Annotated in this window: 18 protein-coding genes; 12 read left to right on the forward strand and 6 right to left on the reverse strand. The window is 43.2% G+C overall.

Going from position 1 to position 14448, the window contains the following annotated elements:
• Nucleotides 1-42 precede the first annotated feature (42 nt).
• On the forward strand, nt 43-990 hold the full coding sequence (locus tag EXZ60_RS00445; protein ID WP_017044959.1) for a M23 family metallopeptidase: 948 nt from the start codon (nt 43-45) through the stop codon (nt 988-990).
• A gap of 8 nt (nt 991-998) precedes the next feature.
• The gene (locus EXZ60_RS00450) at nt 999-1295 is read left to right on the forward strand and encodes a polymer-forming cytoskeletal protein (RefSeq protein WP_305951630.1); all 297 of its coding nucleotides are present in this window, start codon (nt 999-1001) and stop codon (nt 1293-1295) included.
• 127 nt (nt 1296-1422) lie between these two features.
• On the opposite strand, the gene nagB is transcribed toward EXZ60_RS00450, so the two are convergent.
• Nucleotides 1423-2223 carry a glucosamine-6-phosphate deaminase gene (nagB, locus tag EXZ60_RS00455; RefSeq protein ID WP_277435097.1) on the reverse strand — a complete coding sequence of 267 codons (801 nt, stop codon included), beginning with the start codon at nt 2221-2223 and terminating at the stop codon, nt 1423-1425.
• A gap of 311 nt (nt 2224-2534) precedes the next feature.
• Here nagB and EXZ60_RS00460 point away from each other — a divergent pair, with 311 nt between their 5' ends.
• Nucleotides 2535-2786 (forward strand): DUF3081 domain-containing protein, encoded by a 252-nt coding sequence (locus tag EXZ60_RS00460; RefSeq protein WP_017044957.1) that lies wholly within the window; start codon nt 2535-2537, stop codon nt 2784-2786.
• A gap of 266 nt (nt 2787-3052) precedes the next feature.
• Here the strand turns inward: EXZ60_RS00460 and EXZ60_RS00465 are convergent, their stop codons facing one another.
• Complete coding sequence (locus tag EXZ60_RS00465) at nt 3053-3412, reverse strand: DUF413 domain-containing protein (protein ID WP_013868249.1); 360 nt, start codon at nt 3410-3412, stop codon at nt 3053-3055.
• A 148-nt stretch (nt 3413-3560) separates the two neighbouring features.
• Between EXZ60_RS00465 and EXZ60_RS00470 the strand changes: the two genes are divergently transcribed.
• The 4 genes from EXZ60_RS00470 (at nt 3561) to EXZ60_RS00485 (ending at nt 6878) form a co-directional block, all read left to right on the forward strand.
• A complete protein-coding gene (locus EXZ60_RS00470) occupies nt 3561-4451 on the forward strand; it encodes a LysR family transcriptional regulator (RefSeq protein ID WP_094134235.1) in 891 nt (296 codons plus the stop codon).
• Nucleotides 4452-4628: 177 nt separating this feature from the next.
• Complete coding sequence (locus EXZ60_RS00475) at nt 4629-5981, forward strand: DNA-3-methyladenine glycosylase 2 family protein (RefSeq protein WP_194663132.1); 1353 nt, start codon at nt 4629-4631, stop codon at nt 5979-5981.
• 1 nt (nt 5982) lies between these two features.
• Entirely contained in the window at nt 5983-6474 is a 492-nt protein-coding gene (locus EXZ60_RS00480) for a methylated-DNA--[protein]-cysteine S-methyltransferase (protein WP_019283044.1), read from the forward strand.
• The gene (locus EXZ60_RS00485) at nt 6471-6878 is read left to right on the forward strand and encodes a hypothetical protein (RefSeq protein WP_194574743.1); all 408 of its coding nucleotides are present in this window, start codon (nt 6471-6473) and stop codon (nt 6876-6878) included. Before EXZ60_RS00480 ends, EXZ60_RS00485 begins: the two co-directional genes overlap by 4 nt.
• 15 nt (nt 6879-6893) lie before the next feature.
• Here EXZ60_RS00485 and EXZ60_RS00490 read toward each other — a convergent pair whose 3' ends face one another.
• Complete coding sequence (locus EXZ60_RS00490; RefSeq protein ID WP_194663069.1) at nt 6894-7751, reverse strand: Vmh family MBL fold metallo-hydrolase; 858 nt, start codon at nt 7749-7751, stop codon at nt 6894-6896.
• A 241-nt stretch (nt 7752-7992) separates the two neighbouring features.
• Here EXZ60_RS00490 and EXZ60_RS00495 point away from each other — a divergent pair, with 241 nt between their 5' ends.
• A complete protein-coding gene (locus EXZ60_RS00495; RefSeq protein WP_017044953.1) occupies nt 7993-8859 on the forward strand; it encodes a hypothetical protein in 867 nt (288 codons plus the stop codon).
• 79 nt (nt 8860-8938) lie between these two features.
• Here the strand turns inward: EXZ60_RS00495 and EXZ60_RS00500 are convergent, their stop codons facing one another.
• From EXZ60_RS00500 to EXZ60_RS00510, 3 genes are all read right to left on the reverse strand, one after another.
• Nucleotides 8939-9370, reverse strand: coding sequence for a YccF domain-containing protein (locus EXZ60_RS00500; RefSeq protein WP_026027764.1), 432 nt, complete (start codon nt 9368-9370; stop codon nt 8939-8941).
• A 73-nt stretch (nt 9371-9443) separates the two neighbouring features.
• On the reverse strand, nt 9444-10166 hold the full coding sequence (locus EXZ60_RS00505; protein ID WP_013868241.1) for a sulfite exporter TauE/SafE family protein: 723 nt from the start codon (nt 10164-10166) through the stop codon (nt 9444-9446).
• 115 nt (nt 10167-10281) lie between these two features.
• Nucleotides 10282-10920 carry an NAD(P)-dependent oxidoreductase gene (locus EXZ60_RS00510; protein WP_017043238.1) on the reverse strand — a complete coding sequence of 213 codons (639 nt, stop codon included), beginning with the start codon at nt 10918-10920 and terminating at the stop codon, nt 10282-10284.
• Nucleotides 10921-11045: 125 nt separating this feature from the next.
• Between EXZ60_RS00510 and EXZ60_RS00515 the strand changes: the two genes are divergently transcribed.
• The 4 genes from EXZ60_RS00515 to EXZ60_RS00530 all read left to right on the forward strand — a co-directional run bounded on the left by EXZ60_RS00515 (nt 11046) and on the right by EXZ60_RS00530 (nt 14447).
• Nucleotides 11046-11933 (forward strand): LysR family transcriptional regulator, encoded by an 888-nt coding sequence (locus EXZ60_RS00515; protein ID WP_017043237.1) that lies wholly within the window; start codon nt 11046-11048, stop codon nt 11931-11933.
• Nucleotides 11934-12553: 620 nt separating this feature from the next.
• Nucleotides 12554-12934 (forward strand): hypothetical protein, encoded by a 381-nt coding sequence (locus EXZ60_RS00520; protein ID WP_115339970.1) that lies wholly within the window; start codon nt 12554-12556, stop codon nt 12932-12934.
• Between the two features lie 41 nt (nt 12935-12975).
• The gene (locus EXZ60_RS00525) at nt 12976-13371 is read left to right on the forward strand and encodes a hypothetical protein (RefSeq protein WP_277435098.1); all 396 of its coding nucleotides are present in this window, start codon (nt 12976-12978) and stop codon (nt 13369-13371) included.
• Between the two features lie 185 nt (nt 13372-13556).
• Nucleotides 13557-14447, forward strand: coding sequence for a hypothetical protein (locus EXZ60_RS00530; protein ID WP_277435197.1), 891 nt, complete (start codon nt 13557-13559; stop codon nt 14445-14447).
• Nucleotide 14448: the final 1 nt, after the last annotated feature.

The following is a 14448-nucleotide window of genomic DNA, read 5'->3' on the forward strand; positions in this document are numbered from 1 at the left end:
GAATCGGCTGTACTGTTAACCATAGACGCTGTGAACGAATTCATGAAAGAAAGAGTGGTTGTTTCCGTTTCATCCATCCATGGGACGAAGCACTTTCATCTCGGTAAATGGTTCCGACATTTTTTAAAAGGTTTTGGCTATGTGCTGGTTGCCAGCATTCTCGCCACTGGCGGCGTTATCTATTACCTTCTTGATGAAGTTGATTTTGCTAAACTCAAGCAACAAGAGTTAGAGAGCCAGTCGATGTCACTGACCGAAGAAGTCACCTCTTTAAAGGAGCTAAAAAACAGCTTAGAGAATGACCTTCTCGAACGAGAAGAGAAGATGCAGGTTGTTTCAGACAGGCTCGGCGATCTTGAAAAAGTATTGGGGATGGATGAAAGCGGAGCGGAATTAGAATCACGTTTAGACACCGCCGCTATCACTTCTTCAGTTAGAATGGTGATGCTGACCCAAATACCCAGCGGTGCACCTGTGCATAATGCGAGAATTTCGTCAGGATACGGTGAGCGTATTCATCCTGTCACTGGCAACGTCAAAATTCACCGCGGGCAAGATTTTGCGGTTAACATAGGCACGCCAATTTATGCACCAGCCGATGGCGTTGCCGAAGTCACTCGCGCCAGTGATAAAGGGTCAGGCAATTTTTTACGCTTACAGCACTCTTATGGATTTACCAGCTCCTATTCTCATTTGCAAAAATTTGCCGTGAAAGGGGGCGATTTTGTACAGAAGGGCGACTTAATTGCTTATTCTGGAAACAGTGGGTTATCTTCTGGCCCACATTTGCACTATGAAATTCGATTTGTCGGCCGTTCATTAGATCCAAGACCTTTTGTTGATTGGGGCGTGAATGATTTTGAAACGATATTTAGTAAGGTAAGAGGTATCCGATGGGAATCTTTAGTAAACAAAGTCGAGCTAAGAGTCAGCACTCAGCTACAACTCTCATCGCAAAAGGCTGTTCCATTAGTGGGGAACTCAGGTTAGAAAGCGACATTCAAATTGACGGGTCGGTAGAAGGTCAATTGCACGTTGATAAAACCATCGTCATTAGTGAAACAGGCACGGTTAATGGTGAGCTGTACGCAGGCCACATCATCATTAATGGCGAGTTCCAAGGCACATGTCACGCGACTAAAATTGAAATTTTAAGCAAAGGGAGCGTCACAGGGTCTATTTATAGCGACGACTTGAGCATTGAACAAGGTGGGCGCTTTAATGGAGTAACCTACCCTGCCCCGGAGAAACAAGTAGTTGAATTAAAAGAAGCGAAAATCGCTGCTGAAGGTTAATTCAACTACCGATTTCGTTCGCACTTCCCCATTTGATAGAAAGTCCCATTTGCTACAAAGTGTAAAAAGGCCTGCTGATGTTAGCAGGCCTTTTGTTTATGAATGTCCTTTCCCAGCAGGGAGAGACTTAGAAACCTTCGATATTTTTTGCTTCTAATTCCGCAAAGTATTTTACGGTTTTCACTTTTAGTTCTTGAGTCGATGGTTCATCACATACAATCACTGATTTCGCATGAAGTTGTAGTGCGGAGACGGTCCACAAATGGTTGACGCTTCCTTCCACGGCCGCTTGCAAAGCCAGCGCCTTATTGTGGCCTGTCACCAAAATCATGATCTCTTCTGAATCTAGCAGTGTGCCTACACCAATCGTTAGCGCGTATTTAGGAACTTGGTTGATATCACCATCAAAGAAACGAGAGTTTGCAATGCGCGTATCTTCTGTCAGTGTCTTAATGCGAGTGCGCGACGAAAGTGAAGAAGCAGGCTCGTTAAATGCGATGTGCCCATCATTGCCCACACCGCCCATAAATAGATTAATGCGGCCGTATGATTTAATTTTGTCTTCATAGCGCTTACATTCTGCATCAACATCTGGTGCGTTGCCATTCAGTAAGTTGATATTTTCTTCTTGAATATCAACATGATTGAAGAAATTGTTATACATAAATGAGCGGTATGACTCCGGATGATTTTCAGGAATACCAATGTATTCATCCATATTAAATGTCACGACATGCTTAAAGCTCACCTCGCCTGCTTTATGCATTTCAATCAGTGCATTATAAGTCGTCAATGGTGTACCACCAGTAGGTAAACCCAATACAAAAGGACGGTCTGCCGTTGGGTTGAATGCGTTGATACGTTTTACGATGTGTGCTGCTGCCCACTTGCCGACTTGTGCAGCATGTTTTAACGGGATAAGTCTCATGATTGGCCCCTAGTTATTGGAATATTATGGTGTAATAGAACATTAATTCGCATTATAAAATAAGTATTGGGTAACTGCCATTGTTTTAGGTCAAATTTTCGCTCTTTCTTCAAATCCGAACCAGAAATGCGCTTAAATTTGTAGCAATTTCTACAGGTAAGCTTAACTAATACGGCACATGCTATAACCAAATGAGATAAAAATTCATCTATAAAATTAAGTAAAGTTTGAGTCGCTATCAATCCACTATCTGGCGAAGCGTGCATTCATTACCCATACTTGGAGTAACAAGCAAGAAAGGAGCAAATGCCATGAAAAACGAACTTGAACCCGCGAAAATTCTCCATGCTTATGAAACAGTAATGGCGCATGGTACACCGACTGAATTCGGGAAAATCTATGAAGGTATCGAAGCTTTTTCAGACTATGACGGCTATAACATTTACATGCGAGGAAATGGTGTGGAGCTAAAAGTTGGCTTCCACAATACCTACCATCTCGATTATGACCAAGAGCATCTACGCGACAGCTTTTTGAAAAAAGTAGCCATTTTGGCTAAGTAGCGGTGTTGACCCAGCTCATGGATTGGCTAAGCGCGACCAAATGAGCAGAGTGGCGATAATGCAAAGCCCGAGTGAATCATCAATACTAGGGCTTTGAGCGAAAGCACTTTTCTCATCTTGATTGAGTCACACTCTTTTGCACAGAGATCTCTTATATGAAAGGCGATGCGAGCGAGTTTGTCAGCCCTATTGAGACAATAAGGCTGAAGAGATAAATGAGAAAGCTGACCAAATTACGGCTTAAGATCCTGCATTAGAGATACAGATTAATCTTCTTCCGTTAAGCTGACTTCTTCATCATTATAATCGTCACCACTTTCCGGTTTATTGCGACCGTTCAACGTATGGAAACGCTTACGACCACGAGCAAGTTGAGTGTATTTTAACCAGACACGCTCTAACTTAGATTTCGCTTTACCTGGGTTTTCAATCGCCTTAACAAAATGAGCTTCTTCAGCATTCTCTGGCGTGAGTTCACCAGATTCAAGACCAAGCATGGTACCACCATAAATGGCGAGAAGTTCTTCTTCTGCAAGAGTAAAATCACCAGACTTAGCAAAGCCTCGTGGAAACTTTGTATTGTCGTAAAAACGTTTTTTTCCGTGACGGAATTCAGTCTCAGACATATCAACCTCATGTGAATGGCGCTACTACCATGTAGCGATAGATCACGCGAAAATTAGGCGTAAATCTCCGAAAAGAAAAACAAAAATTTTTTATCGTCATAATTGCACTTCCTTGTTAATCTGACGGGGTAATTTCAGAGGATTTAATATGGATGTAAAAGTTTTTCGCACTTTTCTCGAACTCGCCAAAGTACGTCATTTTGGGCGAGCAGCTGAAAACCTTTATTTGACCCAAGCCGCCGTCAGTGCACGCATCAAGCAATTAGAAAATTATTTTGATGCTCAACTGTTTACGCGTGATCGCAACAACATAAAGCTCACATCGGCAGGAGAACGACTCGTTGGCTATGCCGAAGTGATGGTGGCAACCTTGCAACAAGCCAAGTTTGAGCTCTCTTTGGAAAATGGCCGAGCTTTACAGCTGACATTAGGGGGAACGCCCAACGTTTGGGATGCTCATCTACAAAACTGTTTAAGCGTTGTGACTGATGCTTTTAGCGGTTATGGGTTTATGGCGGAAGTCATGGGGCGCGAGCAGCTCAACCGCAGCCTACTGGAGCGTACCTTAGATATGGCGTTTGCCTTTGACCCAATTAAAGCCGAAGAGCTAAACTGCAAAAAAGTCGCAGATTTAGTACTGGTGTTGGTTTCGACGCGTCCTGACACACTGGAAACCGCCTTTGATAATAAATACGTGTACGTCGATTGGGGAAGCCGTTTCGCCTCCGAGCATGCTGAGCGACATCCGAAGACGCCAACCCCCTATTTACGCACCTCGACCGCTCGTATCGCACTTGATTTCATTTTAGAAAAAGGGGGAAGCGCTTACCTTCCTACCTCACTTGTTGAACCTTTTATCCACTCTGGCCAATTGTATCGAATTGGCAATGTGGAAGATTGGCAGCGTCCCATCTTCCTCAGCTACCGAAAAAACAGCTCATCGATAGAAGCCATTATGCAAGTGGAAAAGTTAGTCAAAAACATCAACCCTAGTAGTGCTTACTCATTACAACAAGCGGGCGAGGTCATTCTCGACTGACCCAACAAATTCATAACGCTGTAGCGGGTATTGAATACAGCGTTATGAATATCCTTTTTCAAGAGAAGCCTCAGGAAAAGCCATCCAGTTCCGAAAATGGCTAGTATCGACAGAATTCATGCATACACTTAGCTTATAAAAACTGCATAAGGCTCGTTATACCAAATGACACCATGGATGGAACTCGATAAAGAACAATGCCAACAGGCTCGCACTAGCCGTGATCCGCGATTTGATGGACGATTTTTCGTTGCCGTCAAAACAACCAACATCTTTTGTCGCCCAATATGTCCGGCAACCCTGCCAAAAGAAAAGAATGTTGAATACTTCGCCAACTCCGCACTGGCTCTACAAGCGGGCTATCGGCCATGCCTGCGTTGCCGCCCAGACAGTGCACCTCATTCTTGGGCATGGAAAGGGGTTGAAACCACCTTTTTGCGTGCAATCAAGCTTATTGAGCAAGGTGAATTACAATCGAGCAATCTGGCTCAATTTGCCGAACGTTTGGGGATCAGTGACCGCTATCTACGACAACTGTTTCAAACTCATTTAGGAGTGTCACCGAAACAATATGCTCAGTACCATCAGTTGATGTTTGCTAAGCAGTTGTTGCATTCCAGTGCTCTGTCCATTACCGATATAGGATTCGCTTGTGGGTTCAACAGTACCCGCCGCTTTAACGATGCGTTTATCAAAACGTTGCAACTGACCCCCAGCCAAGTGCGGCAATCTAAAACTGCATTGATGACAAAAAACCTATTAACACTCTCTTTTCGCGGCCCTTTCGATTGGCAACATATGCTAGATTTCTATCGATTACGTGCAGTAAACGCCATTGAACAGGTCAGTAACAATCATTATCAACGCACCTTCAACATACACAATACGACCGGCTGGTTTCGTGCCAGCTTAAACTCTACGACCCATTTAGAGATTGAATTCGAGTTGCAAGACATCACCAAACTGCGTTACTTGGTGGCAAAACTACGCCGCCTATTTGACCTTGAAGCCGACATCAGCCACATCGAGGCCTATTTGGAAAACTGCGCTCCGGGTTTAGTCACTCGTTCAGGAATCCGTATTCCCGGCGTTTGGAATTGTTGGGAGGCGGGAGTCAGAGCTATTTTAGGTCAACAAGTTTCGATAAAAGCAGCCATTGGCCAGCTCAACCGATTAGTCGATGCGGTGAACCCAGCTCAAAACACGAGCAGTTACTTTCCAAGCCCGGAACAAATCGCACAGCTTGACTTGCACTTTTTAAAGATGCCACACAGCCGAAAAGAGACCTTAACACGCTTTGCTCAATTCATGTGCCAACACCCTGAAGCCGATGTTGATGCTTGGCTTTCACTAAAAGGTATTGGGCCGTGGACCGTAAACTACGCTAGGTTAAGAGGTCAGTCCGATTCAGATTGCTTTCTAGACACTGATTTGGTGGTTAAGAAGGCCTTAAGCCATTTTCCTGAGCTGAACGCAGACAAGGTTTCACCTTGGGGAAGTTACGCCACCTTTCACTGTTGGAATTACTAATATGAATAGCTTCACCCACTATCACAGCCCCTTAGGAATCATGACATTGCAAGCCTGCGAGCAAGGTTTATTGGGGGCTTGGTTTGAAACCGAAACCACCATGCCAACAGAGTTAGGGGTAAAATCCGAACACTGCACTATACTCATCAATACTATCAAACAGTTAGATGAGTACTTTTCCGGGAAACGGACTATATTTACTTTACCTTTAGCGGCAAAAGGCACCGAGTTCCAACAATCAGTGTGGCAAGCATTATGCAAGATCCCTTATGGCGAAACTTGGAACTACCAACAGATTGCAGAGGCGATCGGTAACCCCAAAGCCGTAAGGGCTGTCGGCTTGGCCAATGGTAGAAATCCAATTTCGATCATCGTTCCTTGCCATAGAGTGATCGGAAAAAGTGGTAAACTCACTGGCTATGCGGGGGGCTTAAACCGTAAAGCGAGCTTATTAGAACTTGAGCGAACAACAACAGAGGTTGCAGCAACATGATAAGATCTACGGCAAAATCAATCAGTATTCTCGTCCTTACAGCCACTTTACAAGGCTGTTTTCAAGATGACCTTGAACGTTGGTTAAACCGTGAAACTTATGAGTTCAAAGGGACTTATGACAACCAGTTCAATGATGACTTATTGATTTTCGAAGAGGGTGTTGTACGTGCTGAATCTGAAACTCAGCACTGGTCTCGCGCTTACAGCGTGGATGGTAATCAACTGACGATCCAGCTACGCAATAACTCGAAAGAAAAACGGGAAGATATTGTGATGGTGATCCATGGTAAAGGAGAAGTGCTCACATGCAGTGTCTGCGCCATGTATAAATTGAGTAACGTGTGGGCAAAAACAGGTTATGTGGAAGCCAAACCGTCTGGAGTAGACAACGCGAGCCAATGACTCGCGTTGATACTGTTACCAAGTACGCTCACCCATATTCACTTGCGCACTTAATTCAAGGTCCTCTTTACCTGGAAGCGCTGGATAAGCTGCAACCATTTTAGATACCACTTGTGCCGAGTCTTTCGAGGCTGAAATAGCCTGTTCGAATTTCTCCAAGTATGTCTTAGTAAATTTTACGGCTTCGACACCCTGCGGTATATCAGCAAAATAATGTCCAGGAATGACTTTCTTTGGCTTAAGCATCTGCATTTTCTCTAAAGCTTGAACCCACTCACCACGCGCTTTCGGGGTTTGGCTATCAGCCGTCCAAACATGCATACCAGAGACAACCGCTACACCACCGACAATCGTTTTTTCAGAAGGCACCCATAAGTAAGCTTGGTGTGTATTAAGCTCTTTCACTTCGATCTTCTCACCTTCTAATGAAAACTCGCTGTGGTCAAAAATCTTAGGAACAATAATTTTATTTGGCGCACTCTCTCCTAGTATCGGACCCCAAAACTGTAGCTTAGCGTCTTTCGTCGACTTGATATGCTCAACAATCGCTTGGCTTGCTAAAACATCAACGTTAGGAAACGCCGAAACCAACGGTTCTAGACCAAAATAATAATCAGGATCACCAGCGCTAATATAGATGGCCTTAAGTTCTTTACCTGACTGCTTAATCATGTCCACTAAAGCTTGGCCATCTTTTATACCAAACTGAGCATCAATTAAAATCGCTTGTTTCTCACCACTGATCAGTGTTGAGCTAACTGGAAAGACTCCATTTTCCCCTGGGTTGTACGTTTGAAACGTCAATGCGGCTAAGCTTGAGAAAGAAGTGCTTGCTAGCAAAAAACCCGTTATCAACGGTTTTGAAATTGTCATTGTGTTTACCTTTCATTCATTGTTCGAAGTAATAACATCTTATTGTTTTTTATTTAGAACAAATAGATCCAATAATGAACTTCACTGATTCAATTTAAGATACTAATAAAAGCATTATTCACTCAAACCACTCCGTTTTTTAAAAACGATCTCATGCTCTCACACTGTCATTTATTAAAAATTCAAGTAAGGTAGGGATATCAATCTGTTGGATCGATTTCAAGAGAGATAGGAGAGAACGATGGTAGAAAAACATTCAACCTCGGCACTGGCTAAATTGCGTAATACAGACGCTAAACAACTATTCAGTAACCTCCAAAAAGCAGGGTACATTAACCGCTTCGATAACAAGTGGGTATTAACAGAGCTGGGAGCAAAATTTGGCGGCGAATACGCCCAGCACACGCAATATGGCCAATTTATTGTCTGGCCGGAAAACTTGCTCGTCGACACACAAGCCACCAACGGGAAAACGTTAAGTGCCACTCAACTTGGCGATCATTTCAGGCTCAACCCAAAAAAAATAAATCAACTATTGAGTGAGTTAGGCTGGATATCTAAAACAGAAAAAGGTTGGCAAGTAACGGAGGCTGGGCTCAGAGCTGGCGCTCAGCAACGTGAAGATAAATCTTCTGAGCAATTCTTTGTTGTTTGGCATGATACGGTGACTCGCCATAAACGTCTGAAACAATCCATTGTCGAATTTTTAGGGCAAGAGGCTCACAGCCAATCGACCGATAAATCATTGTCCCACTTTCGCCAAAAATTTGAGGCAAAACATCGCACCTTAGACGGCCACTATGTTCGCTCAACCGGCGAATTATTGATCGATAATTGGCTCTATTTGGCGGGCGTCGTCCACGCTTATGAGCGTCAGTTGCCGATAGAAGCTGATGTGATGTGCGATTTTTATCTGCCAACAGGGAAAGTCTATTTACAATATTGGGGTTCAGATAGTGGCGCAACCGACGAAAAAACGCGCTTACAAACTCAAGCGATTTACTACGATCACGGCTTTGCTCTGATTAATATTCATCCGCAAGACATTGCGCATTTAGATGACATTCTGCCTAGAAAACTGCGAGAGTTTGGGATTAAAGCGTATTAATCGCGTTGGCAAGATGCCCCCTTCCCCTCGTCACTGAGAGAGCAACACGAGAGAAAAGGAGCAAAAAATAAAACCTATATTAACGATAAGAAGAATAGCGAGCTCTAGCCGCCTCTTCTTTCGGGACGATGGTTTTACCAATCGGAGCCAAAGAAATAACCGCGAGTTTCAAATGCTGTAGTGCGAAAGGGATGCCAATAATGGTAATAAAACACGCCACCGCCGATAAAATATGACCAACGGCTAACCAAAAACCTGCGAAAACAAACCAAATCACATTGCCGATTAAGCCAAATGGGCTGGTACCAATATCTTGCTGATTGGTCAATTCATCACGGGAAATAGCCTCTTGTCCAAAAGGAAAAAACGAAAAGTTACCGATAACAAAGCAAGCACGCCCCCATGGAATGCCAATAATGCTGATAAAGGCAAGGAGACCAAAAAACCACCAAGCGAGCCCCATAAACACTCCGCCCAGTAAAAACCAAATAATATTGCCGATTGTTCTCATCACTGCTACTCCGTATAAAATAGACCCATAAACCCTTTCAGTATCATTGCATGACCTGAACGGAAGATTAACGCTAAGCTAAACCATGCCATACCGCCGTAACGCCGCTTATCGTACAAAGCAGCAACGCGGCGAAACGGATGTTATCTTTGGGCAGTGATTGCGTGGTCATCATCGCCAACTTATAGCCCAACCAAGCTGAGGGGATAAGCGGAATCGTTATCCATAAATGATGCAACGTCAGAAAACCTGCCGGTATTTGAATGATCAAAGAGATGATCGAGCTAAACACAAAAAATGCCGAAAGATTACCACGCAACTGATTCGCTTCTTGATGCTGTAGGATCAACGCCATCGGCGGCCCACCAATCGCGGAACTGGTGCCAAAGAAGCCGGAGAAAAAACCCGCAATACCCATTTTTATCGGGGTAGGTTCGATGCGATACGGCAATAAACTAACAGCCACGGCAAATAACACCAATAAACCAAGCCATAACGCCAGTACATCCGTCGAGACTAAAACCAGAAGGATACCGCCCGCAATTGAACCGGGAACGCGACCAATCAGCGCCATTTTTAAACCGCCAAGCTCAATGTTCGAGCGATGCTTTAAGGCGTTCAAGATAGAAATAAACAGCGCCACGATACAAATGGGGGCAGGAACGTAATCGGCGGAGATCAAGAACAGCAAGGGCGCTGCGACGATCGCTAAACCAAAACCAATCGCCGTTTGCACAAATGAACCCAAGAAAATAAGAAACATGGCGATAAGCGCCGTACTACTGAACATTTCCATTAAAATGCCTATAAGCGAAACAAAGAAAAGTAATGCCCATAGAGAGCATTACTTCGTTCACGTTATCAGCAATTTTCGATCAAGAGAATAGCCAAATGGATCTATCGGACTGGTATCAGTAAGCAACACCAATACGTTGACGAGGGTGAGCGGCACTTTCTAACTCATCGATCATCGCGAGGGCATAATCACTGACTGAGATTTTGCTGTTACCTTCAGCATCAGACAATAGAGCGTCACCGCCCACACGGTAAGCACCTTGTTTCTCACCCGGGAAAATCTCAGCGGCCGGGCTAACAAATGTCCAATTAACCTTGCTTGTACTCGCACGGAAGAGATCCAACGCTTCGCCTTGCGCTAATGCTTCCCCTTTGTACTCTTCAGGGAAACCTTCTACGGTCACCAATTTGATACCGGGAGCGACTTCCAATGAACCCGCACCACCAACCCACAGTAGACGATCCACACCCACTTGCGGTAGATCCGACAGCAGTTTTTGCGCCGTAGCCGCAACAATATCGTGGTTGCCAGCTGCACGTCCGCCGATAGAAGCGATCACGACATCAACACCAGCTAACGCAGCGCTAATTTTTGACAAAGGCTGTTGTAAGTCAAATAGTTGAACGCTAACACCTTCAGCATCAACTTTACTTGAATCACGCACTAACGCGATCACCTCGTGGCCCCGTGCTTTTGCTTCATTGACAATGTGACTACCAATCCAACCTGATGCGCCTAATACTGCAATTTTCATAATTTATTTCCTCATTCGGTTTCTGTTTCTCGACAACAATTGTAGTCTAGTAGTTAAACGAAGGAGGAAAAACACCCAAAAATGATGTAGATTGTATCAATATTCGTATCTAATAAAGGCCTACCATGGACAGACTAACCGCCATGCGCAGTTTTATCGAAGTGGCAAATACTGCCAGTTTTACCAAAGCCGCAGACAACTTGAGCTTAAGTCGATTACAAGTGTCACGTCATGTCCAAGAAGTTGAGGATTGGTTAAAGCAGAGGTTACTGCACCGCACGACACGCAAAGTCAGCCTAACCACCGCCGGTGAAGAGGCTTTAATCCGTTGCGAACAAATTTTGCACCAAACTGCCGAACTTGAAACACGGGCGTTGGAACAGTCACAACTCTTAAACGGTACCATTCGCATTGCCGCGCCGATAGGCCTTGCTCAAAACATGTTATTGGCCGTTGTTGAAGACTTCACGCAACGACACCCCAATGTGTTAATTGACATTGTCGCTTCAGATCGCCTTTCACAACTGGTCGATGAACGCGTGGATATTGCCCTGCGTTTTACCCAACAGCCGGATGATACGCTCATCGCTCGCCGTTTAATGAGCGTCGGCACCGTCATATGTGCTTCCCCCAGCTATCTCAACCAACACCCTCCTATCAATACACCCAGTGACTTAACCCAGCACAACTGCTTTGTGCACATGAGTAATAACAAGTGGGATGTGGTTAAAGACAATGAACAGCTCTCTGTTACCGTGAATGGAAACATCCGCGCTAATGATATGGAAATTTTATGCCGCGCTGCCCTACATCACAAAGGCATCGTACGGCTACCATGCGATCTTGCAAATGTCTTTATCGCCTCAGGAACACTAGTACGCGTTTTGCCAGAGTTTCACAGCCCAAGCAGCGCACTATGGGCTGTGTATCTTTCTCGTAGCTATCAAACCCCATTGGTTCGCCAATTCATTGATTTCATCGCTCAAAGCTGGAAAAACGATCTCATCGCTTAGCGTTAAGTCATTCTAGCTAATAATTTAATCAATATTATTAGCTAGATTAAACATAGCGTTAATGCCAAAAATGAAATTATCTATAATTAATATTGTAGATGACCTCATTTATCTCACAGACATACCACCTACCTATTAAAAAGTTAAGTAAAAATATATTTTTACTTACACTAAAACAATCAACAATAAATATTGATAAATCACCCAATACTATTAAGTAAAAATAATCAGCATCGTTGAAATCATCGTTTAACCATGAAATAAAAATTTCATCAAGTAAATGAGCATTTATTATCCCTTTCAATATCTCACGCAAAAACATGATTAAGCCAGCAAATTAAGCGCTTAATAAATAACAAAAATGAAATTAAACTTAAGATCTATCCATTGATATCATTATAAAATTATTTTATTTACATACTGATATGTACATATTAGTTATGCAACCTTGATTAACTGAAATCACTAACTATATTTAGCCACATAAAGATTATAAACATGTAAATATCAACACTAATATCAATAATATTTAATAGATATAACCACAAAAACCATTCGAAATGGTTAAATCAGTACAGTGATATTCTGTGGATCCATAAATAAACGTCAGTAGGTATTGAATGAAAAAAATAGAAATACTTATCGTGGTTGATTGTGCCGGAGCATTAACAACCACGAGCTTAATGGATAACGTTTACTTAATTGATAGTAACCAATGGCTTGGTTCTTGGGATGAAGGAACGTGCCAACTCCACACGGTATCTCAAGATGGTCAGTTTATTTGCTGGCGTAGCTGCGCCATTTCGCCAGATGACGAAGTCAATATAACGGGATTCTCTGGCGACATGATTGATCAAAAAGCTTGCTTACCAAGCCCTGTTAATGACGCGTGGGAAGGTAGAGTTCAGACTCGCGGGGATACTGGGCGTTATCTATATACCATTTCTCTTTCAATAAACGGAATAACAATGAATTTGTCACCTTATCTCGAAGTTCAATAACTCTATCTATTCAATAACTCCATCTAAATAAGGAACATTGTATGAAAAAAGTAGAAATACTCATAGTCGTAGATGCAGCAGCAGCGCTTGCAAGTCGAGATCTGCAAAGTAACATTTATCTCATTGATACAAATAAATATATGGGCTCGGGTAATGAAGGCCAAGCTGAGTTAAAAACAGCCTGTAAAGACGGTCAATTATTATGCTGGCGAGTTGTCGCTATTTCACCAGACAATGAAGTTGATATTGTCGAGTTTAATGGGCAAATGATAAATGACAGAGTTTGTATACCCACTAAGCAAGGACTAAGCGGTGATGAATTCTGGGAAGGCCGAGTTGAAGCGCAAGGACAAGCCAGCACTCAACAATACAATGCGACCTTGTCTATTGATGGTGCAAGATTAACGTTTGATCCTTTCCTCGTTATTTCACTGTAGAGGGCGAACTCATGTTAAGCCCAAATGTTGATACCGCATTAAATATGCTGACCGACGTATATACTGATTTTTTAGGTATTAGTAACTACGATGCAACGTGCAACTCTCTCTTTATTGGCCATGTAGCAAAAGATCCAAACTGGCTCGTAGAAGTTCGAAGTAGGACTGAGATCTTAAGAGCAGTAATGAATGAGTTTATGCAACAAAAGCCTAAAATTTTTGCGCAAATTATTACATCGTTTATTAATTATCAGACCACGTTCGATGCCTGCGCACAAAACAGTAAGACGATAACAAGTACGAAGCAATGGATTGAATGCTTACAATTATTGCAAAAAACGTTAAAGCAAAATATCACGTTAACAAATGAAGCTCAGCAAGTTTTCACAAAATCTTACAGCCAAGCAAAAAATGCAGAGGAGCTGCTCGCATCCAGCATTCAAGATGGCTGGAATGAACTTGCGAGTGAAGAACAAGCAATGGTACGCATTGCAACAGAGATAGGCTCTCTATCGCAATCCATTGCCAGTTTAGGAGCCAATGTCACGGCGGCCCAATTAAGAGCAGGAAAAGCTTACATACAAAGTATGGTCACTATTTCCTACGGTGTCGTAATGGGAGCAACGACGTCTGTACCATTCCTTTCCTTTGCTGGTGCGCTATTCACGGTTGGTTACAGTGCATACAGCACAATATCGAGCGCGAAAGAGGTACAACAAGATTTAGACAAACTCACTCAATTACAAACACTAGCCAGTGAAGAAGCACAAGCGGCTGCCATTACTAAAGCCATTATTCAAACCCTCAGCAACATGAGCGAAGAATTCCTAAAGATTGATGATAGCTTGCCAGCACTTTCATTGTTATGGCAAGACGAATTAGACAAGGTAAACGAACTGATCAACGCCTTACAAAGCGGTTCAGACCCAGCCCTATTGACTGATTTGCAAACCATCAAGATTGCTTCAGCCTCATGGAAAACCATTTCAGAATTTGTGCAACTCATTAGTTTACCGCCAAACGTTGGAAAACCCGTTTTAGTCAACACACTAAATAACACCATTCAAGAACAGTAAA

The sequence above is a fragment of the Vibrio sp. 1151_11 genome, from assembly GCF_029478525.1.
Taxonomy (GTDB): Bacteria; Pseudomonadota; Gammaproteobacteria; order Enterobacterales; family Vibrionaceae; genus Vibrio; species Vibrio anguillarum.

Coding starts and splice junctions, on each gene's coding strand:
- EXZ60_RS00445 (WP_017044959.1), top strand. CDS start 43: ATGAAAGAAAGAGTGGTTGTTTCCGTTTCATCCATCCATGGGACGAAG.
- nagB (WP_277435097.1), bottom strand. CDS start 2,223: ATGAGACTTATCCCGTTAAAACATGCTGCACAAGTCGGCAAGTGGGCA.
- EXZ60_RS00460 (WP_017044957.1), top strand. CDS start 2,535: ATGAAAAACGAACTTGAACCCGCGAAAATTCTCCATGCTTATGAAACA.
- EXZ60_RS00465 (WP_013868249.1), bottom strand. CDS start 3,412: ATGTCTGAGACTGAATTCCGTCACGGAAAAAAACGTTTTTACGACAAT.
- EXZ60_RS00470 (WP_094134235.1), top strand. CDS start 3,561: ATGGATGTAAAAGTTTTTCGCACTTTTCTCGAACTCGCCAAAGTACGT.
- EXZ60_RS00475 (WP_194663132.1), top strand. CDS start 4,629: ATGGAACTCGATAAAGAACAATGCCAACAGGCTCGCACTAGCCGTGAT.
- EXZ60_RS00480 (WP_019283044.1), top strand. CDS start 5,983: ATGAATAGCTTCACCCACTATCACAGCCCCTTAGGAATCATGACATTG.
- EXZ60_RS00485 (WP_194574743.1), top strand. CDS start 6,471: ATGATAAGATCTACGGCAAAATCAATCAGTATTCTCGTCCTTACAGCC.
- EXZ60_RS00490 (WP_194663069.1), bottom strand. CDS start 7,751: ATGACAATTTCAAAACCGTTGATAACGGGTTTTTTGCTAGCAAGCACT.
- EXZ60_RS00495 (WP_017044953.1), top strand. CDS start 7,993: ATGGTAGAAAAACATTCAACCTCGGCACTGGCTAAATTGCGTAATACA.
- EXZ60_RS00500 (WP_026027764.1), bottom strand. CDS start 9,370: ATGAGAACAATCGGCAATATTATTTGGTTTTTACTGGGCGGAGTGTTT.
- EXZ60_RS00505 (WP_013868241.1), bottom strand. CDS start 10,166: ATGGAAATGTTCAGTAGTACGGCGCTTATCGCCATGTTTCTTATTTTC.
- EXZ60_RS00510 (WP_017043238.1), bottom strand. CDS start 10,920: ATGAAAATTGCAGTATTAGGCGCATCAGGTTGGATTGGTAGTCACATT.
- EXZ60_RS00515 (WP_017043237.1), top strand. CDS start 11,046: ATGGACAGACTAACCGCCATGCGCAGTTTTATCGAAGTGGCAAATACT.
- EXZ60_RS00520 (WP_115339970.1), top strand. CDS start 12,554: ATGAAAAAAATAGAAATACTTATCGTGGTTGATTGTGCCGGAGCATTA.
- EXZ60_RS00525 (WP_277435098.1), top strand. CDS start 12,976: ATGAAAAAAGTAGAAATACTCATAGTCGTAGATGCAGCAGCAGCGCTT.
- EXZ60_RS00530 (WP_277435197.1), top strand. CDS start 13,557: ATGAATGAGTTTATGCAACAAAAGCCTAAAATTTTTGCGCAAATTATT.